This window comes from Mesorhizobium sp. B2-1-3, assembly GCF_006442495.1.
Lineage (GTDB): Bacteria > Pseudomonadota > Alphaproteobacteria > Rhizobiales > Rhizobiaceae > Mesorhizobium.
This window is the reverse complement of the sequence record NZ_VFWL01000031.1, coordinates 1-26435: the sequence shown is the minus strand read 5'-3', so window position 1 is coordinate 26435 and position 26435 is coordinate 1. Positions and strand designations below refer to the sequence as shown.

Genomic DNA, 26435 nt, shown 5'->3' with positions numbered 1-26435 from the left:
ACAGAGACGAGTGAAACGGGCTGACATCTGGTTTGGGACCAGAGGGTCGGGAGTTCGAATCTCTCCACTCCGACCACCTTTCACAGAAAAGGCAATCGAGGGCCGTTGGCGCCTGCGAATGGCAATGTGTCGGGTGCAGAATGGGGCTGTCGGCAATCTCCGCGCGGCCAGTTGTCTTTGCTGCTGCATGTCACGGTCGCAACAAAAAGCCGCGGACGGCAAAGTTGCCTGCTCCACCGCATCGACTATTGTGAGCCGGAACACGGCACGGTGTGGGGCGACAGATGACCATCGGACATCGACGGTCTCCGCTAAAGCCTCACGGAGGAACCATGAGCGACAGTTGGACACCCACCCGTCTCGGCGCAGGGCGGCATTCGGCATGACGACGGAAACCGCCACGGGCGGCACGGAGACAAAATTCAGACAGCCGCCAGCCGGATCCGGGATCGCGGTCGACCTCGATGGAGTGACCATAGATTTCGCATTGGCGGCTGGGCGTAGCTTCCAGGCGGTCGCCCGCGCCGATCTGAAAGTCGGCGACCAGGAATTCGTGGCGATCATTGGGCCGACGGGCTGCGGCAAGTCAACGCTACTGAATGCCGGCGCAGGGCTTCTCGTGCCTTCGGCAGGCAGCGTCCGAGTGTTCGGCGCCCCGCTTCGCGGTCTCAACAGACAGGCTGGCTACCTCTTCCAGCAGGATGCATTGATGCCCTGGAAGACCGCTCTGGACAATGTGGCCATCGGGCTGGAAGTGGCAGGCGTGCCCTCTTCCGAAGCAAAGGAACGCGCGCGAGCATGGCTCGGACGCGTCGGCCTGGCTGCTTTCTGCGAGCGCTACCCTCACATGCTTTCAGGCGGCCAGAAAAAGCGCGTTGCTCTTGCGCAGGTGCTGATCCGCGACCCCAAGATCATCCTCATGGACGAACCCTTCGGACCGCTCGACGCACAGACGCGGCTGATCATGGGCGGCCTTTTGCTCAAGCTGTGGTCGGACGACCGCAAGGCGGTGATGTTCGTCACCCACGACCTCGAAGAAGCGATCGCGCTGGCTGATCGCGTGGTGGTGATGTCAGCCGGTCCCTCGGCACGCATCATCGGCGACTTTCCAATCCCGCTGGCGCGTCCACGCGATATTTCGGAAATCAGGCTGGAACCGCGCTTCCAGGAATTGCATCGAGACATCTGGCACATGCTGAAGAAGGAAGTGCTCAAGGCTTACGGCGAGATTGAAGAAGGAGCGATCCGATGAAAAGGACGACGCTGCTTTTCGCACAGCTAACCGTGGCCGTCATCGTCATCGCGCTCTGGCAGGCAGCGTCGACGACGCACCTGATCGGCGATCCGAACAATATTTCCTTCTTCTTCTCGACCCCATTGGCGGTGGCAGGCCAGATATGGAAGTGGTTTGCCACCGGGACGATCTGGCATCATCTGTGGATCACGCTGTGGGAGTCCATGCTGGCCTTCGCCATCGGCTCGCTGGCAGCGATCGCGATCGGCTTCTGGTTTGCCCGCAAGCCGAGACTTGCGGCCGTCTTCGATCCCTATGTAAAGGCGGCCAATGCGCTTCCCCGCGTCGTGTTGGCGCCGATCTTCACGCTTTGGTTTGGCCTCGGCATCTGGTCCAAGGTTGCCTTGGGCGTGACGCTGGTTTTCTTCATCGTCTTCTTCAATGTCTACCAGGGCGTGAGGGAGGTGAACACGACGGTGCTGGCCAATGCCCGAATGCTCGGCATGAACGAACGGCAATTGCTGCGCCACGTCTATATGCCATCGGCATTGTCCTGGGTGTTTTCATCGCTCCATATCTCCGTCGGATTTGCCGTGGTCGGCGCCGTGGTCGGCGAATATCTCGGTGCGGCGGGCGGACTAGGCTATCTGATACAGCAGGCCGAGGGCGTTTTCGACGTAGCGGGCGTCTTTGCCGGAATGTTCGTCCTCGCCGCTTTTGTGCTCTTGATCGACTGGATCGTCACGCTGGTCGAAAAGCGGCTGCTTGTCTGGCGGCCTGAATTCTCGAAACCAGGCCGATAGGGCCCAATCCAGCTCAAGGAGGAGATCATGAGGATCATTTCGAAACTGGCGGCCGCCGCCGTCGTATTGCTCGCGGTGGCCACAGACGTGGGGGCTGCCGAAAAGGTCACCATTTCGATCGGCGGAGCATCATGCCTCTGCTACATGCCGACCGTGCTCGCCAAACAGATCGGCGCTTACGAAAAAGCCGGTATCGATGCAGACCTCGTCGATTTCAAGGGCGGTTCTCAATCGCTGACCGCAGTATTGGGTGGCAGCGCGGATGTGGTGTCCGGCTATTTCGATCACACGGTGAAATTGGCCGCCAAGAACCAGCGCCTGCAATCCTTCGTCGTTTACGACCAGTTCCCGGGACTGGTGCTGGCGGTGGCGCCGGACCAGACCGGCAAGATCAAATCAGTGAAGGACCTTGCTGGCAAAAAGGTCGGCGTGACCGCTCCCGGTTCCTCGACCGACTTCTTCCTGAAGTTCCTTCTGCAGAAGAACGGCATCGACCCGACATCCGCCGCCGTGATCGGCGTTGGGCTGGGCGCTACCGCCGTCGCCGCCATGGAGCAAGGGCAGATCGACGCCGTGGTGACGCTCGATCCGGCCGTCACCGTGCTTCAGGCCAGGCATAAGGACCTGACCATCCTGGCGGACACGCGCACCCAGAAAGATACCGAGGCGGTATTCGGAGGCGACTATCCCGGCGGAGCGCTTTACACCCGGCCGGAATGGATGGCCGCGCATCCCCAAGCAACGCAGGGATTGACCAATGCCATGCTTGCCACGCTGGATTACATTCACTCCCACAGCGCCGAAGAGATCATGGCCCAGATCCCCGACAATCTGATCGGCAGCGACAAGGACGCCTATCTGGCCGCGTTGAAAAATGCGATCCCCATGTATTCGACCACCGGGCTCATGGATCCAAAAGGCGCGCAGGCCGTGCTCGACGTTTTCTCTCTCGGTTCGCCCGATGTGGCCAACGCCAAGATCGATATCACGCAGACGTACACGAACGACTATGTGAACAAGGCGAAGAAGGCCAACTGACGAGATCAACGTCAAGCAGCGGGCATATGGCTCGTTCGCCTCAGCCACGGAGTTCACCGAGCGCCGGCATTTCAGCGACTCGGTGGCCCCGTCGCCATTTTGGGTATCCGTCAATTGACGAATACCCGTTCTTCTCTCACCTAGCTTGGCATTGCGCGGGCAAGCCGAACGCGCAGCAATAGTGAGGGTGACTGAAGTCACATGAAGGTAAGCTCGCCGGGCGAGAACCCCAACCGCCCCACTCCCGGCGAGCCTACAACCTGATTTGGAACGCAATCAGGACCGGGGTCAGCCGGCAAGCTTGTATCGCAAGATCGGTGCCAGCTTTGTTTCCCGAAATGGGACGGTTAAAGGGACATGGAACCACCATTTGCTGGCCGGCCGACAATCGCGCCCTAAACCTCGAACTCGCCCTGCCCCTCGTCCATGGCGCTGACGGTTTCAGCCGCCAGCGCCCGGGTGATCGGCGTCTTGCGTTCGAGCGCGGCGCGGTCCAGCCGCTCCACCACGCGCATGGCCGTCGCCAGGGAGCGCTCGATGCGGCGCACCAGATATTGCACGACATGCGGCTCGACCTCGACCTGTCGGTCGGCGAACAGCTTGGTGATGACACCTGCCAGCAGGAGATCGTCGGGTTCGTGGATCTCGACGGTTGCCGCAGCCTTCAGCCGCGACGCCAGATCCGGCAGCGTGACGCCCCAGGCCGAGGGAAAGCGGCGCGCCGTCAAAAGCAAATGCGAGCCGCTGCCGCGTACCGCATTGATCAGATGAAACAGCCCCTGCTGGTCGACTGTGCCGGTATCCACGTCGTCGATCAGCGCCGGCCGGGCACCGAGATTTACAATGCTGTCGCCAACGCGGTGCGCGTCGACCTGAACGGCATCCGCCCGTGCCCGCCAGATCGAGGCCAGATGGGTCTTGCCGGAACCGGCCGGACCGGCGAGCACGACTACCGGCGAGGGCCAGTCCGGCCAGCGGTCGACCAGCGCCACTGCCTGGTTGTTGGTGCCGGAGACGACGAGTTCGTCTCGCGAATAGCCGGTGCCATGGCCGAGATCGAGCGGCAGCTGGCGCGGCGGGTCGGCCCTCTGGTCGCTCATGCCAGGCTCAGCCGCGCGACCCGGCCAGGCCGGATCATGGATTGATGCCTTTGCGACGATCGGCCGGCAATGGCGGCACGGCCTTGCCGTGACCCTTGTAGAGCGGCGATTCCAGATAACGCGCAATGGCAAAGCGCACCAGCACCGCGACCGCGGCCGATGCAGGCACCGCAATCAGCAGGCCGACGAAGCCAAACAGCGCGCCGAAGGCGAACAGTGCGAACATCAGCCACACCGGATGCAAGCCGACGCTTTTGCCGACCAGCCGCGGCTGCAAGATATTGCCCTCGATGAATTGGCCGATGAAGAACACCACCGCGACCGCTACGACCATGGTCCAGTCCGGCCAGAACTGGACGAAGGCAACGCCGACGGCCAGCACCAGCCCGGTCAGCGAGCCGACATAGGGGATGAAGGAGATCAGCCCGGCGAACAGGCCGATGAGGATGCCGAAATTGAGACCGGTTAGCGTCAGGCCAGTGGCATACATGGCGCCCAGCACCAGGCACAGCGTGCCCTGCCCGCGCACGAAGCCGGCCGTTGCCGTGTTGATGTCCCTGGCGATGGCGCGCACCGTGGCGACATTGTCCCGCGGCACCCAGCTGTCGATCACCGCCACCATGCGGTCCCAGTCGAGCAGCATGTAGAAGGCGACCACCGGCGTCACCACGAACAGGCTGATCACCGAGACCAGCGCCACGCCCGAACTCCATATCGAGGTGAACACGGTTGTCAGCAGACCGAAGCCGGATGTCAGCAGTGAGTTCAATCCGTCGCGCAGGCCATTGGCGTTGACGCCGAATTTCTGTTCCAGCCATTTTGGATCGAACGAGGTGATCAGGCTCTGCAGCCGCGTCAGGTACTCAGGCAACTTGCCGGCAAAATCGGCCATCTGCGTCGCCAGCACCGGGATGAGGATGACAAAGGCCAGCACCAGCACGACAAGGAAGGTGATGAGGATGACCACCGTTGCCATGAAGCGGCTGAGGCCGAGCCGCTGCAGCCGGTCGGCCACGGGATCGAGGAAATAGGCGAGCACCATGCCGGCCACGAAGGGCAAGAGGATGGCGCTGAAAACATAGAGGAAAAGCGCGAGCGCGGCGACGCCGGCAAGCCAAAAGAAGATCTGCCGGCGGAATCCGGCGGATGGATCATCACCGGCTGCCGCCGGCGCGCTCGCCGCAGCTTCTTTGTCAGGTGCCCGGGGTGGAGCCTTCGCCATAGCCGCTCATATGCCTCAGCCAAGCCACGAGATAGGCTGCGGCCGAAGCCACGGTCAAGACCCCGGACAGCATTATGAGGGCGGGACGAAGTGGATCGAGATGGATCGAAAAAGCAAGCTCACCCAGTACCAGCGCCGCCAGTACAATCTGGATGGCGGTGTTGACCTTGGAGACGAGGAGCGGCTTCATCTCGACGGGATGGGCCATCACGGTGGACAACAGCACCGCGCAAATGATCAGCGCGTCGCGCGACACCATGGTGACGACCAGCCACAGCGGCAATTGCCCGATGAAGCCCAGCACGACGAACACGGAAACCAGAAGCAGCTTGTCGGCTACCGGATCGAGATAGGCGCCGAGCTTGGAATGCTGGTTGAACCGGCGGGCGATGAAGCCGTCGACGCCGTCCGAGATGCCGGCAACGAGGAACCCGGCAAAGGCCCAATCCCAGCGCGCCTGGAGCATGGCCAGCACCACGGCAGGCACCAGGACAAGGCGCATGATTGTGATCAGGTTGGGGATGGTCAAGCGCATGTCCCGTCGCTTCTGTCTGAACGATAGATGATGGAGATGGGGGATGGGCGCAAGAGAGAAGCTGCCGAGCTTCCCCTGGTGGGGAGCGGCAGTTTCAGCGCCGTTTTCCTTGCGGACCGAAACCGTTCATGCGAAGAGCCGCAAAGGAAACAGCGACAAGCCAGATATGAAGCGCGATACAGTCAAGCGTAAGAACGGGCTCACCTATGCCGAGGCTGGCGTCGACATCGATGCCGGCAATCTCATGGTCGAGAAGATCAAACCGCTGGTCAAGGCGACGCGCCGGCCGGGCGCCGATGGCGAGATCGGCGGTTTCGGCGGCTTGTTCGACCTCAAGGCCGCCGGCTTTACCGACCCGGTGCTGGTCGCTGCAAATGACGGCGTCGGCACCAAGCTGAAGATCGCCATCGACGCCGGCAAGCACGACACGATCGGCATCGACCTCGTCGCCATGTGCGTCAACGACATCGTCGTGCAGGGTGCCGAACCACTGTTCTTCCTCGACTATTTCGCCACCGGCAAGCTCGATCCGGACCAGGGTGCGGCGATCGTCGGCGGCATCGCCGCGGGCTGCCGGCAGGCCGGCTGCGCGCTGATCGGCGGCGAGACGGCGGAAATGCCGGGCATGTATCACGGCAAGGACTATGACCTTGCCGGTTTTGCCGTGGGCGCGGCCGAGCGCGGCCAGCTTCTGCCCACCGACGACATCGTCGAGGGCGACGTGCTGCTGGGGCTGGGTTCGTCGGGCCTGCATTCGAACGGCTTTTCGCTGGTGCGCCGCATCGTTGCGACCAGCGGCCTGGCATGGACCGATCCGGCTCCCTTCAATGACGAGGCCACATTGGCCGAGGCGCTGCTCGAGCCGACCCGGATCTATGTGAAATCGATCCTGAAGGCGATCCGCAACACGCACGGCATCAAGGCGCTGGCCCATATCACCGGCGGCGGCTTCCCCGAAAACATTCCGCGCGTTCTGCCGAAGGAGTTCTCGGCCGAGCTCGATCTCGACGCCATCGACGTGCCGCCTGTGTTCTCATGGCTGGCCAAAACCGGCGGTGTGGCGCCCGAAGAGATGATGCGCACCTTCAACTGCGGCATCGGCATGATCCTGGCGGTGGCGTCCGGCCAGGCGGCGCAGGTCGCTGCCGTCTTGCAGGAAGCCGGCGAGACGGTGACGCCGATCGGCCGGATCGTGCCGCGCCGCGACGCCGGCGTCATCTATCGGGGTTCGATCGGTCTATGAGTGCGCAGAAGAAACGCACTGTCGTTCTGATCTCGGGGCGCGGTTCCAACATGACGGCGCTGATCGCCGCCGCCAGCGACCCGGCTTTCCCCGCCGAAATCGTCGGCGTTATCTCCGACAAGGCGGATGCCGCCGGCCTCGGCATGGCGAGGGCGCGCGGCATCGCCACCCAGGTGATTTCCCGGGCCGACCATGCCAGCAAGCAGGCGCATGACGCCGCGATCGATGCCGCGCTCACGGCCTTCAACGCCGAGATCGTGGCGCTGGCCGGCTACATGCGCATTTTGACGACCGGCCTCGTCCAGAAATGGCAAGGCCGCATGATCAACATCCACCCCGCGCTGTTGCCGGCCTTCAAGGGGCTCGACACACATGCGCGCGCGCTGGCGGCGGGCATGCGCATCCATGGCTGCACGGTGCATTTCGTCACGTCCGAGATGGATGACGGCCCGATCATCGCACAGGCGGCGGTGCCGGTAATGGTCGGCGACAATGCCGACATGCTGGCCGCACGGGTGCTCAAGGTCGAACACCAGCTCTATCCGCTGGCGCTGGGGCTGGTCGCCGAGGGCAAGGCCCGGATGGAAAAGGGCCGCACCGTGTTTGCCCGCTTCGCCGACGATGCCGACAATGCAACCTCGATGATCATTGCACCGAGCCCGCTGCGCGAGGAAATCGATTTCGAGCAATTGGCGCGGATCACGCCGTAGGCATTTTTGCAGTCATAATTTGATTGCAAACTTTGGCGCACTCGCCTATCTCATGCTTGCATGAACAGCAAGCATAGACGCGTGCTCAAGGCGATATTCACCGATCCAGTTTCGGGCAGTATCGAATGGATTGCCGTCGAAACCTTGCTGGTCGCCGTTGGTTGCCAGGTGATCGAAGGAAGCGGCTCACGCGTGCGTTTTGTCTTTAAGAGCGAAGTCGAGACGTTCCACCGGCCACACCCTTCAAAGGAAGCAAAGCGATATCAAGTACGGGATGCTCGCCAATTCTTGTCGAGGATCGGAGTGAAGCCATGAATGCGATGACCTACAAGGGCTATTCGGCCCGTGTTGATTATGATGACGATGACGAGATTTTCTTCGGCCGTATTGCCGGTATTCGAGACGGCGTATCCTTCCATTCAGAAACTGTCGCGGGGCTAAAAGCCGCCTTCCATGAAGCCGTGGACGACTATGTCGAAACTTGCGCGAAAATCGGTAAGTCGCCGCAAAGACCTTATTCCGGCAATCTCATGTTGCGCGTTGACCCCTCGGTTCATTCAAAAGTCGCAATGGCAGCGGAACTCGCAGGCAAGAGCCTGAACCAGTGGGGAGAAGAAGTCTTGCGCGAGGCCGCCGAAAAGCAAATTGCCTGAACCAGCAGCTGTCCTGCCTCCATCTGCATCCGCCATTCGACCGGGAGTATCGTGAAACAGTTGTTTGTGCTGCGCCACGCCAAGTCGAGTTGGGACGATCCCAACCTCCCCGATTTCGACCGGCCGCTCGCCGAACGCGGATTGAAGGCGGCCCAATTGATAGGGCGCGAACTCGCGACGCGCGGGTGGCTGCCGGACCAGGCGCTGGTATCGCCGGCGCTGCGCACCCGTGAGACCTGGCGGCTGGTGGACGCGGAGTTGCCAGCGCATCCACGAGTCGCGTTCTCCGAGGCGCTTTATGAAGCCTCAGCGACGGATATTCTGAGCCAGATTCGTCAAGCCGATCCGTCGAACGACAGCTTGCTGGTCGTCGGCCACAATCCCGGTCTGCAATATCTGGCGAAACAGCTTGCCGGGCCAGGGTCAGAGGCCAAGGCGCGCAGGAGGCTCGAAGGAAAATTTCCAACGGCAGCCTTTGCGCGCCTCGTTTTCCAGGGCGACTGGTCCAACCTGTCGTCCGCGCGGCTGACGCATTGCCTGCGTCTGAAGGATCTGCGCTAGAAATCCAGGGTTGAGCGGGCAACCAGGGCCACTGCGCGCCCGGGCCGCTAGTTGCCCCAGATGCCCTGGCCGGGTTCGGGCCAGTCGGTAGTGGGCTTCGTCTTGGCATCGCCTGTCTCGTGGCCGGCCATGCCCGTATCCTTGAGCGCGCCGGTGACAAGGTGGTCCACGCCCCCCATCGGGGCGACGGGCTGGTTGGCATTGTCGGAGCCATAATGGTCGCTGCCGGCAAAGGCGCTGCCGGTCGCAACGAGGATGGCGGCGGTGGTAAGAGCGATCTTGGTCATTTCAATCTCCTGGATTCATCCGTTAGGCGGCGTCTTGGGAGGACGGTTCCGCTAAGGACAAGACCCCAGGCACTCCTGTTTTATTCCTGGGCTCGGATTGTTTCTGCCGAGCTTGGAGGATTGGTCATGCGCAAAAAACAAGAGCGGCGGGCCAGGCCCACCGCTCTTTGTGGTCGAAGACTTACAGAATCAACGGCCCCAGATGCCCTGGCCAGACTGAGCCGGCACGTTGGCATTCGCGTCGCCCTGCGCCTTTATGGACTTGGTGATCGAGCCGGTATGCGTGGTGTCGATGTTGGAGGTCGACTGGTTGGCAACCGGCTGGTTGACATTGTTGGAACCATAATTGTCGCTGCCGGCAAAGGCGCTGCCCGTGGCAATGAGAATGGCGGCGGCGGTAAGAGCGATCTTGGTCATTTCTTTACTCCTGAGTTCAAGTTGGTTGATGTCGGCAGTCGCGATTAGCGGCCGAAAAGGTTGCGGTCGGCGCCCTGCGAAGCCGGGGCCTGGACGGTTCCGTTCGTCTTCGAGGTCGAAGCGGTGACGGAATGGTCGACAGCGGCGGCGGGCTGATTGGCGTTGGCCGAACCATAATTGTCGCTGCCGGCGAAAGCGGTGCCCGTGGCAACGAGGATGGCGGCGGCGGTAAGAGCGATCTTGGTCATTTTGGTTACTCCAGTATGTTTGTTCTGTCCGTCTAGTGGCGTGCCCTTGGGAGGATTTCGCGTCGCTCGGACCACCCCGAGATGGGTCTGCGGTGTTGTCGTTTCCAGTCACGAAAATGTGCCAAAAAAGCTGTGGGACGGCCCTTGAAATTGAAACGACATCGCTGGCTGCCACAATTTTATCTTGTTGAACCAACGGTTTATTGAGAAAACTCCATTGAGCCCACCCGTTTGCGCAGAGCGTACGTTCACCGTTTGATGTACGGTCCGTCAACATAAATCGAACCGAACGGTTCGGTCTTATCTACGTAAGGCCCGCGCAAGTGGCCGCATCCGGGCGTTTGCTTTGCGGCTGGGTCGACATTGTCGCTTGCAAACGGGCTGAAGGACGCGCCAAGAGGCGCGCCGCATTCTCCACGCGGAGGCTTCGCCTCCGGTCGCGGCAGGCGCAAGCTTTCAGTCATTTTGCCGACTGGAGAAATGGAAAGCGGCGGGTTCTGGCCCGTCAAGAAGCGCCAAAGCCAAGGACGTCGCGCATACCGTATTGACCGGGCGGTCGCCCGGCCACCCAGAGGGCTGCGGCGATGGCGCCACGGGCGAACATGACGCGGTCCTCGGCCGCATGCGACAGGGTGACGATCTCGCCCCCGGTGCAGAAGCTGACGCTGTGCTCGCCGACGATGCTGCCGCCGCGCAGCATCGCGAAGCCGATCTCGCCGGCAGGCCGCGCACCGGTGACACCGTCGCGAACAAGCCTCGCCATCGCATTGAGTTCGACGCCGCGTCCGTCGGCAATGGCTTGGCCGAGCATCAGGGCGGTGCCCGATGGCGCATCGATCTTGTGGTGGTGATGCGCCTCTAAAATCTCTGCATCCCAGTCCGCGGGACCGAGCGCTCTCGCCGCCTGCTCGACCAATCCGACCAGCATGTTCAGCCCAAGCGAAAAGCTCCCGGAGCGTACGATGACAACGGTTTTCGCGGCATCGGCGATGGCTGCCAATTCAGCGTCATCGAAACCGGTCGAGCCAATGACCATGGCAGGCCCGCGACGGCCGGCGCAGGATCTCGCCAGATCGGCCGATGCCGCCGGCGTGGTGAAATCGACGACCACATCGGCCAGGCCGAGCGCCTCGTCGCGGCTGACCAGGCCATCGCCGGCAATGCCCGGTCGATGAAAGCGGGCAGTAAGCGCCAGCCGCGAGTCGGCCTGCACGGCGTCCGCCATCTGGCGCCCCATGCGGCCGAGCGCACCGGCAATTGCGATCCTGACTGGCGCCATCGCCGCGGCTATTTCCACATGCCGCGCATGCGCGCGCCAATGTCGACGCGTATCTCCGGCCGGGGCGCCCTGCCCGGCGCTGCTTGCGCTGCCGGCCATACCGTCTGTTCGAATGCCGCAAGGAGGGAGGCCGGGATGAAGCGCGTGCGCGAGGCATAGACATGGCGGTCGCCGCGCGCCGCCTGGCCATGCGCAAAGAAGCGCTGCGGCATGACCAGGTTGAGGCTGTCCTTGGCCCTTGTCATCGCCACGTAAAGCAGCCGGCGCTCCTCCTCGATATCTTCCCTGGTACCAACGCCGAGATCGGCCGGAATGCAGCCATCGACGGTGTTGAGCACAAACACGTTCTTCCACTCCTGGCCCTTGGCCGAGTGGATGGTCGACAGGATCAAATAATCCTCGTCGCGGTGCGGCGGCCCGGCCTGGTCGCTGGTCGCGTCCGGCGGATCGAGCGTCAGCTCGGTCAGGAACCGTTCGCGCGAAGCGTAGCCGGATCCGATCTGCTCGAGCTGCAGAAGGTCGGCCCGGCGCGTGGTTGCGTCCTCGTGGATGCGCTCGAGATGCGGCTCGTACCAGAGCCTGACCTGTTCGAGATCGGCCGGCCATTTGGCGCCGGCACGCAGGCCGGAGTAGAGCGAGACGAAGCCCGGCCAGTCATCCGCCGCGCGCTGCGGCGGCCGCCAGCCGGCAAGGCCCATCGCCTCGTCCAGCGCCGATGTCATCGTCTCCACGACCTGCGCCGCGGCCGAGGGGCCGATGCCCGGCAAAAGCTGCAGCACGCGAAATCCGGCGACGCGGTCGCGCGGGTTTTCGGCAAAGCGCAGCACCGCCAGCACATCCTTGACATGAGCGGCATCGAGGAATTTCAGCCCACCGAACTTGACGAAGGGAATGTTGCGCCGCGTCAGCTCGATTTCCAGCGGCCCGCTGTGGTGCGAGGCGCGAAACAGCACCGCCTGCGATTTCAGCGCCGTGCCGGCCTCGCGCTCGGCCAGGATGGCCTCGCAGACGAAATTGGCCTGTTCGACCTCGTCGCGTACAGTCACCAGCCTCGGCTTGGCGGCGGATTTGCGTTCCGACCACAGATTTTTGGTGAAGCGTTCCGAGGCCTCGCCGATCACCGCATTGGCGGCGGCCAAAATGGTTTCGGTCGAGCGGTAGTTGCGCTCCAGCATCACCACATCGGCGGCCTGCGCGAATTGGTTTGGGAAGTCCAGGATATTGCGCACCTCGGCGGCGCGGAACGAATAGATCGATTGCGCATCGTCGCCGACCACCGTCAGCCCGGCGCCATCGGGTTTGAGCGCCATGAGGATCGAGGCCTGCAGCCGGTTGGTATCCTGGTATTCGTCGACCAGCACATGGTCGAAGCGCCCGCCCAGATGCATCGCTATCTCCGGTTCGGCCGTCATCTGCGCCCAGTAGAGCAGCAGGTCATCGTAATCGAGCACGTTCTGCGCCTGCTTGGCCTCGACATAGCCGGCGAACAGCTGCTTCAGCTGTTCGCCCCATCCGGCGCACCACGGAAAGGCGGAGCCCAGCACCTCGCCGAGCGGCGCCTGCGCGTTGACGGCGCGCGAATAGATGGCAAGGCAGGTGCCCTTGGTGGGAAAGCGCGCTTCCGCCTTCGAGAAGCCGAGTTCGTGCCGCACCAGGTTCATCAGGTCGGCCGAATCCTCGCGATCGTGGATGGTGAACGCCGGATCGAGGCCGATCTCCTGCGCGTAATCGCGCAGTAGCCGTGCACCGATGCCATGGAAGGTGCCGGCCCAGGTCAGCGCGTCAGTGACGATCGAGGCGTCACGGCCGAGCACCTCGCCAGCGATGCGCTCGACGCGCCTGGCCATTTCGGAGGCGGCGCGACGTGAAAACGTCATCAGCAGGATGCGGCGCGGATCAGCGCCCTTGACGATGAGATGGGCGACGCGATGCGCCAGCGTGTTGGTCTTGCCCGAGCCGGCGCCGGCAATGACCAGCAGCGGTCCGGCGATCCTGCCGTCGCCATGCTCGACAGCCTGGCGCTGGGCGTCGTTCAGCCTTGCGAGATAAGCAGGCTGGTCGGTCGGTTCCCGAAATGTCGAATCATGAGCGGCAAGGTTCATCGCCCATCAAGCATCGTTTCCGCTTTGTTCGCAACAAGGAAGCGGCGCGGCGAGCTCAGCGTCGACAGGTCAGCGTTCCGGATCGACACCCATCGCCGCAGACTGCCTGCGCAATGCCTCCCGATCATTCTTCGGGACTGGCAGCAACAGGGGATCGACGGTGTCGGGTACGTCCTCGATCAGCTTGCGCGCGAGGCGGTAAGTGACGAAGGCGATGGTGCAGGCCAAGAGCAGACGGATCATCCAGCAGTCCTCCTTTGCCTGATCCAACCGGAGACATGAGCTTTTGTTCCTCGGCTTGATCGTCGCAACCAAACGGAGGTCGTCTCGTTGTCAGACGAGAGGAGGTAGCGATGAAGAAGCTCTCCCTAGGCCTTCTGCTGATCGTTCTGGCCGTGTCGGCCTGCGACAACAACGTCCCGCCAACCAAGGCTCCGGCAGCGGAAAACCCGCACACCGACGGCAATCCTGTAGCCGATAAGACCGGCAAATGAGTTGACATGCGTGCAGCAACGCCGCGGACCACGGCGGGACAGCACAAAGCACAGCCTGGAGAGGACGGCCGGCGCCGCTTGGGAGGTGCCTGATAGCGCCGGCCAGGCGGATATCAGGTCCGCCGCAATGTGGATGTTAGCTGAGTCTTGCCGTAGCGTCATGGGGATTCCACCCCTTTGGCTTCCCGCCAAATTCCGGAACGACCGCGCCGTTCATGCTCCCAATCGCCGTCTGACGACCGCGGCATGGAAATTCGTGCCGAACAGCAGGCCGTCATCGTTGAAGTCGTAGCTCGGATTGTGCAGCGGCGCCGTGTCGCCATTGCCGAGGAAGACAAAGCAACCGGGCACGTGAGCGAGGAAACGGGCAAAATCCTCAGAGCCGGTCATCGGCTCGCGGGCGACGGCGACGCCTTCGGGCAGGAACACGTTTCCGGCGGCTGCAAAGGCCTCGTCGACCAATTCGGCGTCGTTGTGCAGCGGCACGAATTCCCTGCTGTAGGCGACCTCGGCGGTGACGTTGTAGGCGGCGGCGGTGCCGGCGGCGATGGTGCGCATCTGCTTCTCGATCTCGGCGCTGACCTCGGGGCGAAAGCTGCGGGCGTCTCCCAGGATACGGGCAAGGCCGGGCAGCGCGTTGCGGGTGCCGTCGGTGATCAGCTCGGTTACCGAGACCACCGATATGTCGGCCGGGCTCAGCCGGCGCGAGACGATGGTTTGCAGATTGGTGACCAGCGCGCAAGCGGCGACCAGTGTCTCCCGGCCGTCCTGCGGCCCGGCAGCGTGGCCGCCGAGGCCTCTCAGAACAATCTCGAAGATATCCTCGGCCGACATCATCGGGCCGGGGCGGGTTTCGAAATGGCCAATCGGCAATCCGGGCAGATTGTGCAGGCCGAAAATCTCATCGAAGGGAAAGCGGCGCATCAACCCATCGTCGAGCATGGCCAGCGCGCCCCTGCCCCACTCCTCGGCCGGCTGAAAGATGAAGCGCACCGTGCCGTTGAACCCGCCCTCCCCGGCCAGCAGCTTCGCCGCGCCGAGCAGCATGGTGGTGTGGCCGTCATGGCCGCAGGCGTGCATGATTCCGGGATTTTGCGAGCCATAGGCCACAGCCGATTGCTCGGTGATGCGCAGGGCATCCATATCGGCCCTGAGCGCGATCGCCCTGTTGCCGCTGCCGCGCTTCAGCGTGCCGACGACGCCGGTGCCGCCGACGCCCTCGGTCACATCGTCGAGGCCGAATTCGCGCAGTTTGGCAGCGACGAAGGCCGCGGTGCGCTTTTCCTCGAACCCGAATTCCGGATGGGCATGCAGATCGCGCCGCCAGCCGGTCATCTCCTGCTTCAAGGCATCGAGATCGATTTTGGCCATTTCTCCGCCCCTCTCAAACTAGGTTGCAAGTCGGGTGACGACATCGAGCAGAATGTTGGCGCCGGCGACGAGCTCGGTATCCTCGGTGTATTCGCGCGGATTATGGCTGATGCCGCCGGCGCTCGGCACGAAGATCATCGCGGCAGGTGCGATACGCGCCATCATCTGCGCATCATGGCCGGCGCCGGACGTCATGCGCTTCGAAACCAGCCCGCGACTGATGGCAGCGGCCTCGATCAGCTCCACGATGCGGCTGTCGAAGATCACCGGCTCGAAGCGCGCCAGCCGCTCGACCGAGATCGTCACGCCTTCGGCGGCGGCGAGTTCTTCAAGGTGAGCGGCGAGTGCTGCTTCCTCCGCCTGCAACCGGTGCTCGAAAGGATCGCGCAGGTCGATGGTGAAGACCGCTCGCGAGGGAATGACGTTGATGGCGTTGGGCTCGAAACGCATCGTGCCGACGGTGGCGACGGTCGGCGTGTTCGAAGCCTTGGCACGATCGTGCAGGAAGGCGACGACACGGGCGGCCGCATGGCCGGCGTCGCTGCGCATCGACATCGGCGTGGTGCCGGCATGGTTGGCGACCCCGTCGATGGTGATGCGCTGCCAGGAGATGCCTTGCAGGTTTTCCACCGCGCCGATCGGCACGCCTTCGCGCTCCAGCACCGGGCCCTGCTCGATATGCAGTTCGAGATAGGTATGCGGCTTGAGGAAGCCCGGCTGCTCGTCGCCGGCATAGCCGATGCGCGCCAGTTCCTGCCCGAGCACGCTGCCGTCCGTCCCCACGGCCGCCAGCGCCTCGTCGATCGCAACACCGCCGGCATGAACCAGCGAGCCCATCATGTCGGGGGAATAGCGCACGCCTTCCTCATTGGTGAAGGCGGCGACGGCCAACGGGCGCAACAGGACAAAGCCTGACGCCTTCAGTGTCTCGATTGCCTCCAGCCCGGCCAGCACGCCGTAGCAGCCGTCATAAATGCCGGCATCTATGACCGTATCGATATGCGAGCCTATCAGGATCGGCGCCTGCCCGGCATTCCCAGGCGTCCGCCAGATGCCGAAGATATTGCCCATGCGGTCGATGGCGACTTCGAGCCCCGCCTCGCGCAACCAGCCGACGAAGCGGTCGCGGCCCTGCCGGTCGGCGTCCGAGGCGGCAAGCCGCACCAGCCGGCCCTCGCCGTCGCGGCCGATGGCGCCGAGGTCCCGAATACGGTCAAGCAGCCGCTGCGCGTCGACCGAGATCATGGCGTTGCTCCAGAAAGTACTTTGCCCGCAAGTACATCCGCGGCGGCCACGCCGACGAGTTCGGCATAACGCTTGGGATCGGTTGCACCTTCGGTGTTGACGACCAGCACCCGCGAGAGCCTGTCGAGGCCGAGTTCGCCCCTGTTGTCGGCCAGCGCCCGGACCAATCCGGCCAGGCCGACCCCGCCGCTTTCGCCGGCAACGATGGCCGGATCGCCGCCGGCCGGCCGCGCAAGCCTCCGCATCACAGCGACCGCATCCTCCTCGTCGACGGTCATGAACGCATCGGCGGCACGCGCCAGCACGCGCCAGGCGACAGGCGACGCCTCGTAGCATTCGAGCATCGCCATGACAGTCGCTTCGCCATGCGCGATCTTGACAGGATGGCCAGCCCTGGCGGCGCCCAGGATGCAAGCGGCACGTGCGGGCTCGACCACGGTGAAGACCGGCCTGGCATCACCGAGCACGATGGCGAGATGGCCAGCCACGGCAGCGGCAATGCCGCCGACCCCGGCCTGGACGAAGATGTGGGTGGGCGGTTCGCCGAGCTGGCGCAGCGCCTCGCGCATGATCGCGGTGTAGCCTTGCATGACGAGGCCTGGAATGCGCTCATAGCCCGGCCACGACGTATCGGACACGACGGTCCAGCCCTTGTCCGCCGCGACGCGTGCGGCTTGCCTGACCGAATCATCGTAGTTGCCGTCGACGCGGATCATCTCGGCGCCGTAGCGGGCGATAGCCGTGATGCGCTCGTCGCTGACGCCGGCATGGACGAAGATCGCCGCCCTCGCGCCGACAAGCCGCGCGCCCTGTGCCACCGAGCGGCCGTGATTGCCGTCGGTCGCGCAAGCCATCGTCATGGTGGCGGCGACCGCCCTGACATCGGGCTGATCGAGATCGGCGATGCCGAGCGGCCTGCCAAGCCGGCGGCCGGCTTCCTCCAGCACCAGATGAACGACGGCATAAGCGCCCCCAAGCGCCTTGAAGCTACCGAGGCCGAGGCGAAAACCCTCATCCTTGAGGTGGATGGCGCCAATGCCCAGTTCGGAGGCCAGCGCCGGCAGCGCATGCAGCGGCGTCTCCTGATGATTGTCGCGATGGGACAGGAAACGCTCGGCCGCGTCGGCCCCCGCAACCCCGAGCGTTTCGGCGTCGACCGGATCGAGTGGGCTGCCGTGCAAGGCATTGCGGTTGAGCAGGAACATCAAGGCCTCCTTGGCTGACGACGAGACTATATTGCAAGGCAGGCGCAAAAAGCGCTGTATTCAAGGTGCCGAAATGCAAGTTTGTTTCTTCAGGACATGCCATTGCCCGCTTTGCCAGCCTCGCTCGACAGTTTCGACCTCGCCATTCTCGCCGTGCTGCAGAAGGACAACACGACGCCGCAGCGACTGATCGGCGAGGCCGTGAACCTGTCGGCGCCGGCGGTGCAGCGCCGTATCAAGCGCATGCAACAGACCGGCGTCATCGCGGCCAATGTCGCGGTCATCGAACCGGCGGCGGTCGGCCAGCCCATCACCATCTTCGTCGAGGTCGAACTCGAAAGCGAACGCACCGAACTGATCGACGCGGCCAAGCGGCAATTCCTGGCGGCGCCGGAAGTCCAGCAGTGCTACTATGTGACAGGCGAGGCCGACTTCATCCTGGCCATCACGGTGGCCGACATGAGCGCCTATGAGGCGCTGACGCGGCGCCTGTTCTTCAACAGCAACAATGTCCGCAAATTCCGCACCTTCGTGGCCATGGACCGCGTCAAGGTCGGCCTGACGGTGCCGCTGCCGGGATGAGCGATCAGGTTGCATGTCTGGCATGCTTTCGCCATTCTCCGCATCGCGAATTAGCGGCGGGAGGCGCGCTTGCACGACACCACCCCGGTTGCGATCATCGGTGCCGGGCCGGCGGGCCTGGCCGTTGCCGCGTGCCTGCGGCAGGCCGGGGTCGACTTCATCTTGCTTGAAAAAGAGCAGCAGCCCGCTCCCGCCTGGCGGCGCCACTACCAGCGCGTCCACCTGCACACGACCAAGCGCTATTCATCCCTGCCCTTCGTGCCCTTCCCCAGGCATTATCCGCGCTATGTGCCACGTGATCTGTTCGTCGAATACCTCGATGCCTATGCGCAACGCTTCGATCTGCGGCCCCGCTTTGGAGAAGCGGTGCGGGCGATCGGCCGACAGGGCAGAAGCTGGGGCGTCGAAGCGACATCAGGCACCGTGCGCGCTTCCCATGTGGTGATTGCCTCGGGATACAATGCCGAGCCGCTGATGCCGGCATTCGCCGGCGCCGGCAGTTTCAAGGGCAAAAGTCTGCACAGCGCGGATTACCGCAACAACACGCCGTTTGCCGGCCAGTCGGTGCTGGTCATCGGCATGGGCAACACCGGCGCCGAGATCGCGCTCGACCTGGCGGAAGGCGGCGCGCATCCGACGATCTCCGTGCGCGGCGGCGTCCATATCGTGCCGCGCGAACTGCTCGGGGTGCCCATCCAGGTCGTCAGCATGGCGACGCGCCTGGGGCCGCGACGCGTCAATGACGCCGCGTTCCCTATCATCCTCGATCTGGTGTTGGGCAGGCTGGAGAAATATGGGCTCAAACGGCCCAAGCAGGGATTGCTGGAGCAGATATCCCTGGCGTCGCGCATCCCGGTGATCGATGTCGGCACCATCGGCAAGATCCGCGAAGGCGCGATCAAGGTCGCGCCCGACATTGCCGAGATATCAGAGGGCGGCGCCCGTTTCGTCGATGGTCGTCACAGCGACTTCGACGCGATCATCTTCGCCACCGGCTACCGCCCAGCCTATGCCAAATTCCTCCAGCCCGGCGTCGAGCCTGGCGCCAGCGGCGTCAATGCGCGCGCTTCGGAACTCGGTCTTTATCTCGTCGGCTTCCACAATTCGGTCACCGGCCTGCTGCGCGAAATCGGAATCGAAGCCCAGGCGATCGCCGACGACATTCGTCTCCGGCAGAACAGAAAAAGGACGGCCGAAACCCTGCCGGTATGAGCTGAGGCCGCTCAGCTTGCCTTGCGCAGCCACACCTTGTTGTCGTGGAATGCCGCGCCGCCATAGGGTGCGGGTGCATCGGCGCCAGTCAGCACGTTGATGCCCTCGCCGCGCTCATGCGCGCTGTTCGGCCAGATGCCTTCGGCGATCACCACGCCGCGCTTGATGCCGTCGAACAGCCTCGCATGCAGCACCACCTCGCCGCGCGCATTGCCGAGTTCGACACGATCGCCCTCTGCCAAACCGTGTGCGGCGGCATCGTCGGGATGCAAGAGCAATTCCGGCCGGCCTTCCTTGGCCTTCGACACCGGCGTTTCGGAAAAGGTCGAGTTGAGGAAGTTGCGTGCCGGCGACGTAGCCAGCCGGAACGGATGCGCCTCGTCGGCAACCTCGATCAGGTCGACATGATCAGGAAATTGCGGCAACTGCTCCACCGGGCCGAACAGGCCCATGCTTTTCGGCGGCCTATTGGGGGCGGCTTGTCCGGTCCAATCGGCGCGGAAGCGGAATTTGCCGTCCGCATGGCCGAAGCCCTTGGTGAAATGCGCGGTTTCGAAATCCGGCTGCAGGTCGACCCATTTCTGCTCCTTCAGGCTGGCAAAGCTGCCCAACCCGCGCTTGCCCAGGATGATGTCGATATGCTGCTGTTCGGTGAGGCCGAAGCCCGGCCTGTCGGCGACTCCGAGGCGCTCAGCCAATTGCTCGATGACGAAATGGTTGGTGCGCGGCCCTTCCGGCGGCTCGATCAGCTTCGGGCCGAGCGTGATGTGCTGGTTGCCGCCGCCCTTGTAGATGTCGTCATGCTCGACGAACATCGTTGCCGGCAGCACGACGTCGGCGAGCTTGGCCGTGTCGGTCATGAACTGCTCGTGCACGCAGGTGAACAGATCCTCACGCAAGAAACCCTGCTTCACCAGTCGCTGCTCGGGCGCGACATTGGCCGGGTTGGTGTTCTGGATGAGCAGCGCCGTCACCGGCGGCCCGCCATAGAGCGCATCCGGCGCCCCCGTCAGCACCGGGCCGATGCGCGAATGATCGAGAAAGCGGATCGAGGGATCGCGCATGCGCGTGCCCTCCAGCACCTCCTGGTTGAGCTTGAAGATGCCGGAATTGGAATGGAAGGCGCCGCCGCCCTCATATTGCCAGGCGCCGGTGACGGCGGCGATGCAGGAGGCGGCATGCATGTTGACCGCGCCGTTGCGCTGGCGGGCAAAGCCGTAGCCGAGGCGGAAATAGGTTTTCCTGGTCGTGCCGACGAGACGGGCAAAACTCTCTATCTCGGCCACAGTCAATCCGGTGATCGCGGCCGCCCATTCGGGTGAGCGTGTGCGCAGATGCGCTTCCAGACCTTTCGGGTCATCGGTGTATTTCTCGAGATAGGCGCGGTCAGCCAAGCCTTCCCTGAACAGCACATGCATAACCGCGCAAGCCATCGCGCCATCGGTGCCAGGCTTCAGGACAAGGCCCATATCGGCCTGCTTCATCGTGGCGTTCTCATAGACGTCGATGACCACGATCCTGGCACCGCGCTCCTTGCGTGCCTTGATGGCGTGGGTCATGACGTTGACTTGGGTCACCACGGCATTGGTGCCCCAGATCACCACGCAATCGGACTTGGCCATTTCGCGCGGGTCGGGACCGCGCAGCGCGCCCGCCCCCATCATCCAGCCGGTCCAGGCCAGGTTGGTGCAGATCGAGCCGAAGAAGCCCGAATATCTCTTCGCATGCCGCAGCCGCTCGATGCCGTCGCGCTGCACCAGCCCCATCGTGCCGGCATAGAAATAGGGCCAGACCGTCTCCGAGCCGTATTTTTCCTCGGCCGCGATGAACTTTTCGGCGACGAGGTCCAGCGCCGCCTCCCAACTTATTTCCTGCCAGGCGCCCTCGCCCTTGGCGCCTTTGCGCACCAGCGGCTTCAGCAAGCGGTCGGGATGGTGGACGCGGTCGGCGTAACGAGCAACCTTGGCGCAGACGACGCCGGCCGTATAGTTGTTGGACTTGGCACCATGGACGCGGCCGATGCGGTTGCCGTCAAGCAACTCGACCTCGAGCGCGCAGGTCGACGGGCAATCATGCGGACAGGCCGAATGGCCGATGCGAAGGCTGGCGTGCTGGTTCATGGGGTTTGTTTAGCGGGTTTCGGGCAAGGCGTGTAGGGCCAGATCTGACCGTCCCCTTGAAGGAGAGGGTCGGCGCGTAGCGCCGGGGTGGGTTGTGGCGCAGACCCCCACCCCGCTCCGCTTCGCGGATCGACCCTCCCCACAAGGGGGAGGGTAACTACTCCGCCGTGCCTTCCTCGTATTCGGCCGACATGGTCAGCCACTTTTCCTCGTGGCCGGCGAGCGTCTGGGCGAGTTGCGATCGCTCCTTCGCCAGCCTTGTCGCCGTCGACGGATCCTTTTCGTAGATCGCCGGGTTGGCCAGTTCGTCCTCGATGCCGTCGATGCGCTTGCGGATGCGGTCCATCAGCGCTTCGGTGGCGCGAATTTCCTTGGCCAGCGGCTCAAAGGCGGCGCGGCGCTGGGCCGCCTCGCGGCGGCGGTCGGCCTTCGAGGCTTTTTCCGCCTCGCGCCGCTCGCGCCGGTCGCCGGACACGCCTGTGACCAGCGTCTTGTAATCTTCGAGGTCGCCGTCATAGGGGTTGACGGCGCCATCCTTGACCAGCCACAGCCGGTCCGCCGTCGCTTCCAGGAGATGGCGGTCGTGCGAGATCAGGATGACGGCGCCGGGGAACTCGTTCAGCGCATGGATCAAGGATTCGCGGCTATCGATGTCGAGATGATTGGTCGGCTCGTCAAGGATGAACAGGTTCGGCCCCTCGAAGGCCGACAGACCCATCAACAGCCGCGCCTTCTCGCCGCCGGACAGGTCTTTCGCCGCCGTATTCATCTTTTCGGTCGTGAGCCCAAACTGGGCGACACGGCCGCGCACTTTCGATTCCGGCGCTTCGGGCATCAGCCTGCGAACATGCTCGTAGGCATTTTCCTCAGGCCTGAGATCGTCGAGCTGGTGCTGTGCGAAGATCGCCACCTTCAGCCCGGGCGCCACGGTCATGGTGCCGGTCTCCTGCTTCAGGCGGCCGGAGAGAAGCTTGGCAAAGGTCGACTTGCCGTTGCCATTGGCGCCAAGCAGCGCGATGCGGTCGTCGGCATCGATGCGCAAGGTCATCTTCTTCAGGATCGGCTCACCGGGTGTATAGCCGACATTGACATTGTTCAGCGCGACGATCGGCGAGGCCACCGTCTTCACCGGCTCCGGGAAAGAGAATGGCCGCACCGTGTCGTTCACGATGGCCGTGATCGGCTTCATCTTTTCAAGCGCCTTGATGCGGGACTGAGCCTGTCTTGCCTTGGATGCCTTTGCGCGAAAACGCTCGACGAAGGATTCCATATGCTTGCGGGCGGCTTCCTGCTTGATGCGGCCCTTTTCCTGCTGTTCTTTCTGCTCGGTGTACTGGCGTTCGAACTGGTCGTAGCCGCCGCGCCAGAAGGTCAGCTTCTTCTGGTCGAGATGGACGATCGAGTTGACGGCGCGGTTAAGCAGGTCGCGATCGTGCGAGATCAGCAGCACCGTGTGCGGATATTTGGAAACATAGTTTTCGAGCCACAGCGTGCCTTCGAGATCGAGATAGTTGGTCGGCTCGTCGAGCAGCAGAAGATCGGGTTCGGAAAACAGCACGGCAGCGAGTGCCACGCGCATGCGCCAGCCGCCGGAAAACGAGGAGGCCGGGCGGCGCTGCGCGGCGTCGTCGAAGCCGAGACCGGCCAGGATGGTGGCGGCGCGCGACTCGGCCGAATGCGCGTCGATATCGGCCAGCCGCATATGGATGTCGGCAATACGGTGCGGATCGGTCGCCGTCTTTTCCTCCTCGAGCAGCGCCGTGCGCTCGAGGTCGGCCTTGAGCACGATCTCGATCAGCGGCTCCTCGGTTCCGGGCGCTTCTTGCGCCACCTGGCCGATCCGCGTGTTCTTCGGCAGGCTGATCGAGCCCGTCTCGGAAGGGAAATCGCCTGTTATGGCCTTGAACAGCGTGGTCTTGCCGGTACCGTTGCGGCCGACAAGTCCGGCCTTGGTGCCGGCCGGCAAGGTCAGCGAGGCATGGTCGAGAAGCAAGCGCCCCGCCATGCGCAGCGAGAGGTCGTTGATGATAAGCATGGCCGCGCTTTTGCACGGGAGACCGGCGCTTCGCAAGACCTTGCGGGCCGGTTGGCCACGCAAGGCATGAAAACGGCGCGCGAAATGGCGCCGTCAACATCGCAGCTCAGAGGCTTCCGGCTGCGGTCGGCCGCGCTCAGGCGCTGGCTTTGCCGCGCTTTGTCGCCTTGGCCACGGGGGCCGGCGCTGCCGGCTTGCGGCCAAGTCCCGTCGACTTCGCCAGCGCTGACCGTGTCGCTGAGTAGTTCGGAGCGACCATCGGATAGTCGGGCGGCAGGCCCCATTTGGTGCGATACTCATCCGGGCTCAGCCCATAGTCCGTCCTGAGGTGCCGCTTGAGCGACTTGAACTTCTTGCCGTCCTCCAGGCAGACGATGTAGTCGGGAAAAACCGACTTCTTCGGGTTCACCGCAGGAACCAGGCTTGGGCTTTCCGCGACAACGGCACCTCCGAGCTTTCGCACCGAGGCACTGACGCTGGCAATCAGGTCAGGCAGGCCGGAAACCGGCAGCGGGTTGTTGCCGACATAGGCCGAGACAATGTCAGCGGTCAGCTCGATAACGGTCTTATCCTCGATATTTGACAAATCTTTCACCCTATTTGCGACAAAATCATCTACCCCAGAGAAGAATTTCGTCGATGCATTTATTTAACCGCGTCCCCCAAACGGACCAGCAAATCTCAAAACGAATCAAGACTTGCAGTCAAATATTTTTTAGGGAAATCGGCTCCGTGCAAACTAGAAAAGCTAATTTTTCGGGTCGGCAGACTTAGGCGGCCCGGTTGGAAGGCCAATATCTGTAAAACACGCGCCGTCGGTCATAACGCGCTCCAACGTCTTTCGGCCCTCAGTTCGCAGTTTCCGTGAAACGGTGAAAACTGCTCTATCGCAGCCGGCGGCCGAAATCAGGCGTATGCGCGCCCTTCCTCGGTGCGCTGGAAATGCGCCAGGTCGAGCTGCACGGAAGGGCGGCCCAGAACCGTCAGGATCATATGGGCCTGGCCGCGGTGGTGGGTCTGGTGGTTGAAGACGTGGTCGAGCGCCGGAGCCAGCCGTTGCGAGACGGTGCGCATGTCCGATACCGTCATGTATATAAAGCGGCCCGACAGCGCCTTGTCGCTCAAACCGCCAACCCAGTCGACGATCCGCCGGTCCTCCGCCTCGCGCGCCATGCGCAGGCCCGGCAACGCCTGGTACAGTATGGCGTCCAGCGCCGTCGGCGCATCGCCCTCGCCGGTAAAGCGCTTCATCCAGATGCGATCGGCGGCCAGGAGATGGTTGAGCGTGCCCTTCATCGAGCCGAAGAAAGCGCCGACGTCGCGATTGAATTCCTCTTCGTCGAGATCGGCGGCGGCATCGTAGATGCGGCCATTGGCCCATTGATTATAGGCCGCAAACATCATGAAGTGCCGTTTCATCTTTTCTCCCGCCGGCCTGTGTCGAGGCGTTGCGGGATACCTAAACCGCAAGGAAGGTGCCGCCAATGACCATTCTGCTTTATGATCTCGTCGGACGCGACGCCACCCGCCCCTTCAGCCCGCATTGCTGGAAGGCGACGATGGCGCTGGCTCATAAGGGGCTGGAGATCAGCGCGGTGCCGACACGTTTTCTCGAAGTGCCCCGCGTCGAGGGCGGCGCATCGAAACTCGTGCCGGTGATCCGCGACGGCGAGACGGTCGTCGCGGATTCCTTCGCCATCGCGCTTTATCTCGACGAAACCTATCCGGACCGGCCGTCGCTGTTTGGCGGCGAAGGCGGCAAGGCCATGGCGCGCTTCATCGAGCGCTGGTCGCAACTGACCATCCATCCCTATGTGACCACCGCCGCGATCATGGACCTTTATGCCATGCAGGATACGGAGAACGCCGCCTATTTCCGCCAGAGCCGGGAGCAGCGCCTGGGCAAGAGCCTGGAAGAGGTGATGGCCGCGCGGGATGCCGGGCTTGGCAATTTCAGGGCTTCGCTGGAGCCGCTGCGCTCGATGCTCGCCTATCAGCCATTCATCGGCGGAGATTCGCCCCTGTTCGCCGACTATATCGTGTTCGGCGCGCTGCAATGGGCACGCATCGCCTCGCCCTACCCATTGCTCGACGACCACGATGTCGTGGCGCAGTGGTTCGCCCGCTGCCTCGACCTGCATGGCGGGCTGGGTCGGACGGTTGCGGCGGCCGCGTGAAACCTTAGCGCCTGACCTTGCGGCAGGGCCAACGACGAGCCATCGGCTCCGCTATGGCCAGGTCTTATTTGGCCGCCTTTTTTGGCTTGCCGGGCTTGGCGGCGGTCTTGGCCTCTTTGGGCGCGGTTTTTGCCTTGCCGGCGACGGCCGCCTTTCTTGCTGGCTTCTTCACCGCGGATGACCCTGCGTCCTCCTGGTCGATGTCGGCCGTCGCCTGTTGCCAATGGCGCTCATGCTGTCCGGCCGGTTGCCCTTCTTCCTGCCAGATATGATGTGCGCGGCTGCGAATGCGCTCCTGGCGATCGTCTGTCATGGTCATGGTCTCCATCCGGGCCGACCTCAGCGCGGCGCCGACATGTAACTATAGCAAGCAAAGCCTAATATTGCAGCCGTCCGATCTCGGGCTGGCGGCATCGCCGATATCGGCCCGGCACGCAAACGCGCATGGCGTCGACTTCCCCTGTCGACACCTCTGTCGACTTCCTCTGTCGGTAGCTAATCAAGTTGTCCGGTTTGGTAGCACATGATCTGTCCGCTTCTGTTTTGGCGTCGAAGCGGTTCA

General features: G+C 63.4%; 29 protein-coding genes. 12 read left to right on the top strand and 17 right to left on the bottom strand.

All coding sequences use genetic code 11. The features are described 5' to 3' along the window. The first annotated feature begins 382 nt into the window (after positions 1 to 382). The 3 genes from FJ973_RS30215 to FJ973_RS30205 are packed head-to-tail and all read left to right on the top strand — an operon-like array spanning position 383 to position 3075. Positions 383 to 1252: an ABC transporter ATP-binding protein gene (locus FJ973_RS30215; protein ID WP_140558884.1), complete on the top strand. Its 870-nt coding sequence runs from the start codon at positions 383 to 385 to the stop codon at positions 1250 to 1252. Beyond that, positions 1249 to 2037 (top strand): ABC transporter permease, encoded by a 789-nt coding sequence (locus tag FJ973_RS30210; protein WP_140520616.1) that lies wholly within the window; start codon positions 1249 to 1251, stop codon positions 2035 to 2037. The genes FJ973_RS30215 and FJ973_RS30210 overlap by 4 nt, the downstream gene beginning before the upstream one ends. Before the next feature lie 27 nt (positions 2038 to 2064). Then, positions 2065 to 3075, top strand: a complete 1011-nt coding sequence (locus FJ973_RS30205) for an ABC transporter substrate-binding protein (protein ID WP_140558883.1) — start codon at positions 2065 to 2067, stop codon at positions 3073 to 3075. Between the two features lie 395 nt (positions 3076 to 3470). Here the strand turns inward: FJ973_RS30205 and hdaA are convergent, their stop codons facing one another. From hdaA to FJ973_RS30190, 3 genes are read right to left on the bottom strand one after another with little or no spacing between them, the layout of a single operon-like run. Continuing rightward, positions 3471 to 4175, bottom strand: coding sequence for a DnaA regulatory inactivator HdaA (gene hdaA / locus FJ973_RS30200; RefSeq protein ID WP_140515482.1), 705 nt, complete (start codon positions 4173 to 4175; stop codon positions 3471 to 3473). Between the two features lie 34 nt (positions 4176 to 4209). After that, entirely contained in the window at positions 4210 to 5397 is a 1188-nt protein-coding gene (locus FJ973_RS30195) for an AI-2E family transporter (protein WP_140494346.1), read from the bottom strand. Then, on the bottom strand, positions 5369 to 5926 hold the full coding sequence (locus tag FJ973_RS30190) for a CDP-alcohol phosphatidyltransferase family protein (RefSeq protein WP_140495033.1): 558 nt from the start codon (positions 5924 to 5926) through the stop codon (positions 5369 to 5371). The genes FJ973_RS30195 and FJ973_RS30190 overlap by 29 nt, the downstream gene beginning before the upstream one ends. Before the next feature lie 172 nt (positions 5927 to 6098). Here FJ973_RS30190 and purM point away from each other — a divergent pair, with 172 nt between their 5' ends. The 5 genes from purM to FJ973_RS30165 are packed head-to-tail and all read left to right on the top strand — an operon-like array spanning position 6099 to position 9099. Beyond that, on the top strand, positions 6099 to 7175 hold the full coding sequence (gene purM, locus FJ973_RS30185) for a phosphoribosylformylglycinamidine cyclo-ligase (protein WP_140494348.1): 1077 nt from the start codon (positions 6099 to 6101) through the stop codon (positions 7173 to 7175). Next, positions 7172 to 7885, top strand: a complete 714-nt coding sequence (gene purN / locus FJ973_RS30180; RefSeq protein ID WP_140558882.1) for a phosphoribosylglycinamide formyltransferase — start codon at positions 7172 to 7174, stop codon at positions 7883 to 7885. The genes purM and purN overlap by 4 nt, the downstream gene beginning before the upstream one ends. 60 nt (positions 7886 to 7945) lie before the next feature. Then, positions 7946 to 8200: a type II toxin-antitoxin system HicA family toxin gene (locus FJ973_RS30175; protein WP_140558881.1), complete on the top strand. Its 255-nt coding sequence runs from the start codon at positions 7946 to 7948 to the stop codon at positions 8198 to 8200. Next, positions 8197 to 8538, top strand: coding sequence for a type II toxin-antitoxin system HicB family antitoxin (locus tag FJ973_RS30170; RefSeq protein WP_140494354.1), 342 nt, complete (start codon positions 8197 to 8199; stop codon positions 8536 to 8538). Before FJ973_RS30175 ends, FJ973_RS30170 begins: the two co-directional genes overlap by 4 nt. 51 nt (positions 8539 to 8589) lie before the next feature. Further along, on the top strand, positions 8590 to 9099 hold the full coding sequence (locus FJ973_RS30165; protein WP_140515478.1) for a histidine phosphatase family protein: 510 nt from the start codon (positions 8590 to 8592) through the stop codon (positions 9097 to 9099). A 47-nt stretch (positions 9100 to 9146) separates the two neighbouring features. Here FJ973_RS30165 and FJ973_RS30160 read toward each other — a convergent pair whose 3' ends face one another. From FJ973_RS30160 to FJ973_RS31115, 6 genes are all read right to left on the bottom strand, one after another. After that, positions 9147 to 9386, bottom strand: a complete 240-nt coding sequence (locus FJ973_RS30160) for a DUF680 domain-containing protein (RefSeq protein WP_140558880.1) — start codon at positions 9384 to 9386, stop codon at positions 9147 to 9149. 189 nt (positions 9387 to 9575) lie between these two features. After that, complete coding sequence (locus FJ973_RS30155) at positions 9576 to 9803, bottom strand: DUF680 domain-containing protein (RefSeq protein ID WP_140494359.1); 228 nt, start codon at positions 9801 to 9803, stop codon at positions 9576 to 9578. A 44-nt stretch (positions 9804 to 9847) separates the two neighbouring features. Next, a complete protein-coding gene (locus tag FJ973_RS30150) occupies positions 9848 to 10051 on the bottom strand; it encodes a DUF680 domain-containing protein (RefSeq protein ID WP_140515477.1) in 204 nt (67 codons plus the stop codon). A 505-nt stretch (positions 10052 to 10556) separates the two neighbouring features. Further along, positions 10557 to 11330, bottom strand: a complete 774-nt coding sequence (gene dapB / locus FJ973_RS30145; protein ID WP_140558879.1) for a 4-hydroxy-tetrahydrodipicolinate reductase — start codon at positions 11328 to 11330, stop codon at positions 10557 to 10559. 8 nt (positions 11331 to 11338) lie between these two features. Then, positions 11339 to 13432, bottom strand: coding sequence for an ATP-dependent helicase (locus tag FJ973_RS30140; protein ID WP_140558878.1), 2094 nt, complete (start codon positions 13430 to 13432; stop codon positions 11339 to 11341). Between the two features lie 69 nt (positions 13433 to 13501). Next, positions 13502 to 13675 (bottom strand): hypothetical protein, encoded by a 174-nt coding sequence (locus tag FJ973_RS31115; protein WP_181169231.1) that lies wholly within the window; start codon positions 13673 to 13675, stop codon positions 13502 to 13504. Between the two features lie 110 nt (positions 13676 to 13785). Here FJ973_RS31115 and FJ973_RS31110 point away from each other — a divergent pair, with 110 nt between their 5' ends. Next, positions 13786 to 13926: a hypothetical protein gene (locus tag FJ973_RS31110; protein ID WP_181170994.1), complete on the top strand. Its 141-nt coding sequence runs from the start codon at positions 13786 to 13788 to the stop codon at positions 13924 to 13926. 213 nt (positions 13927 to 14139) lie between these two features. On the opposite strand, the gene FJ973_RS30135 is transcribed toward FJ973_RS31110, so the two are convergent. The 3 genes from FJ973_RS30135 to FJ973_RS30125 are packed head-to-tail and all read right to left on the bottom strand — an operon-like array spanning position 14140 to position 17747. Continuing rightward, a complete protein-coding gene (locus tag FJ973_RS30135) occupies positions 14140 to 15297 on the bottom strand; it encodes a M20 aminoacylase family protein (protein WP_140558877.1) in 1158 nt (385 codons plus the stop codon). Between the two features lie 18 nt (positions 15298 to 15315). After that, positions 15316 to 16542, bottom strand: a complete 1227-nt coding sequence (locus tag FJ973_RS30130; RefSeq protein WP_140558876.1) for a Zn-dependent hydrolase — start codon at positions 16540 to 16542, stop codon at positions 15316 to 15318. Continuing rightward, the gene (locus FJ973_RS30125) at positions 16539 to 17747 is read right to left on the bottom strand and encodes a diaminopropionate ammonia-lyase (protein ID WP_140558875.1); all 1209 of its coding nucleotides are present in this window, start codon (positions 17745 to 17747) and stop codon (positions 16539 to 16541) included. The genes FJ973_RS30130 and FJ973_RS30125 overlap by 4 nt, the downstream gene beginning before the upstream one ends. Before the next feature lie 96 nt (positions 17748 to 17843). Here FJ973_RS30125 and FJ973_RS30120 point away from each other — a divergent pair, with 96 nt between their 5' ends. Both FJ973_RS30120 and FJ973_RS30115 read left to right on the top strand, forming a co-directional pair. Beyond that, a complete protein-coding gene (locus FJ973_RS30120; protein WP_181165174.1) occupies positions 17844 to 18329 on the top strand; it encodes an Lrp/AsnC family transcriptional regulator in 486 nt (161 codons plus the stop codon). Positions 18330 to 18398: 69 nt separating this feature from the next. Continuing rightward, positions 18399 to 19541, top strand: a complete 1143-nt coding sequence (locus FJ973_RS30115) for an NAD(P)/FAD-dependent oxidoreductase (protein WP_140558874.1) — start codon at positions 18399 to 18401, stop codon at positions 19539 to 19541. An 11-nt stretch (positions 19542 to 19552) separates the two neighbouring features. Here the strand turns inward: FJ973_RS30115 and FJ973_RS30110 are convergent, their stop codons facing one another. The 4 genes from FJ973_RS30110 to FJ973_RS30095 form a co-directional block, all read right to left on the bottom strand. Further along, a complete protein-coding gene (locus FJ973_RS30110) occupies positions 19553 to 21661 on the bottom strand; it encodes a molybdopterin oxidoreductase family protein (protein WP_140558873.1) in 2109 nt (702 codons plus the stop codon). A 157-nt stretch (positions 21662 to 21818) separates the two neighbouring features. After that, positions 21819 to 23696, bottom strand: coding sequence for an ABC-F family ATP-binding cassette domain-containing protein (locus FJ973_RS30105; RefSeq protein WP_140494379.1), 1878 nt, complete (start codon positions 23694 to 23696; stop codon positions 21819 to 21821). A 136-nt stretch (positions 23697 to 23832) separates the two neighbouring features. Next, positions 23833 to 24282 carry a MucR family transcriptional regulator gene (locus tag FJ973_RS30100; protein WP_140494381.1) on the bottom strand — a complete coding sequence of 150 codons (450 nt, stop codon included), beginning with the start codon at positions 24280 to 24282 and terminating at the stop codon, positions 23833 to 23835. 320 nt (positions 24283 to 24602) lie between these two features. Then, positions 24603 to 25115, bottom strand: coding sequence for a DinB family protein (locus tag FJ973_RS30095; RefSeq protein WP_140494383.1), 513 nt, complete (start codon positions 25113 to 25115; stop codon positions 24603 to 24605). A 65-nt stretch (positions 25116 to 25180) separates the two neighbouring features. On the opposite strand from FJ973_RS30095, the gene FJ973_RS30090 reads away from it, so the two are divergent. Further along, on the top strand, positions 25181 to 25873 hold the full coding sequence (locus FJ973_RS30090) for a glutathione S-transferase family protein (protein ID WP_140515470.1): 693 nt from the start codon (positions 25181 to 25183) through the stop codon (positions 25871 to 25873). Between the two features lie 64 nt (positions 25874 to 25937). Here the strand turns inward: FJ973_RS30090 and FJ973_RS30085 are convergent, their stop codons facing one another. Further along, complete coding sequence (locus FJ973_RS30085; RefSeq protein ID WP_140515469.1) at positions 25938 to 26192, bottom strand: DUF2934 domain-containing protein; 255 nt, start codon at positions 26190 to 26192, stop codon at positions 25938 to 25940. Positions 26193 to 26435 lie beyond the last annotated feature (243 nt).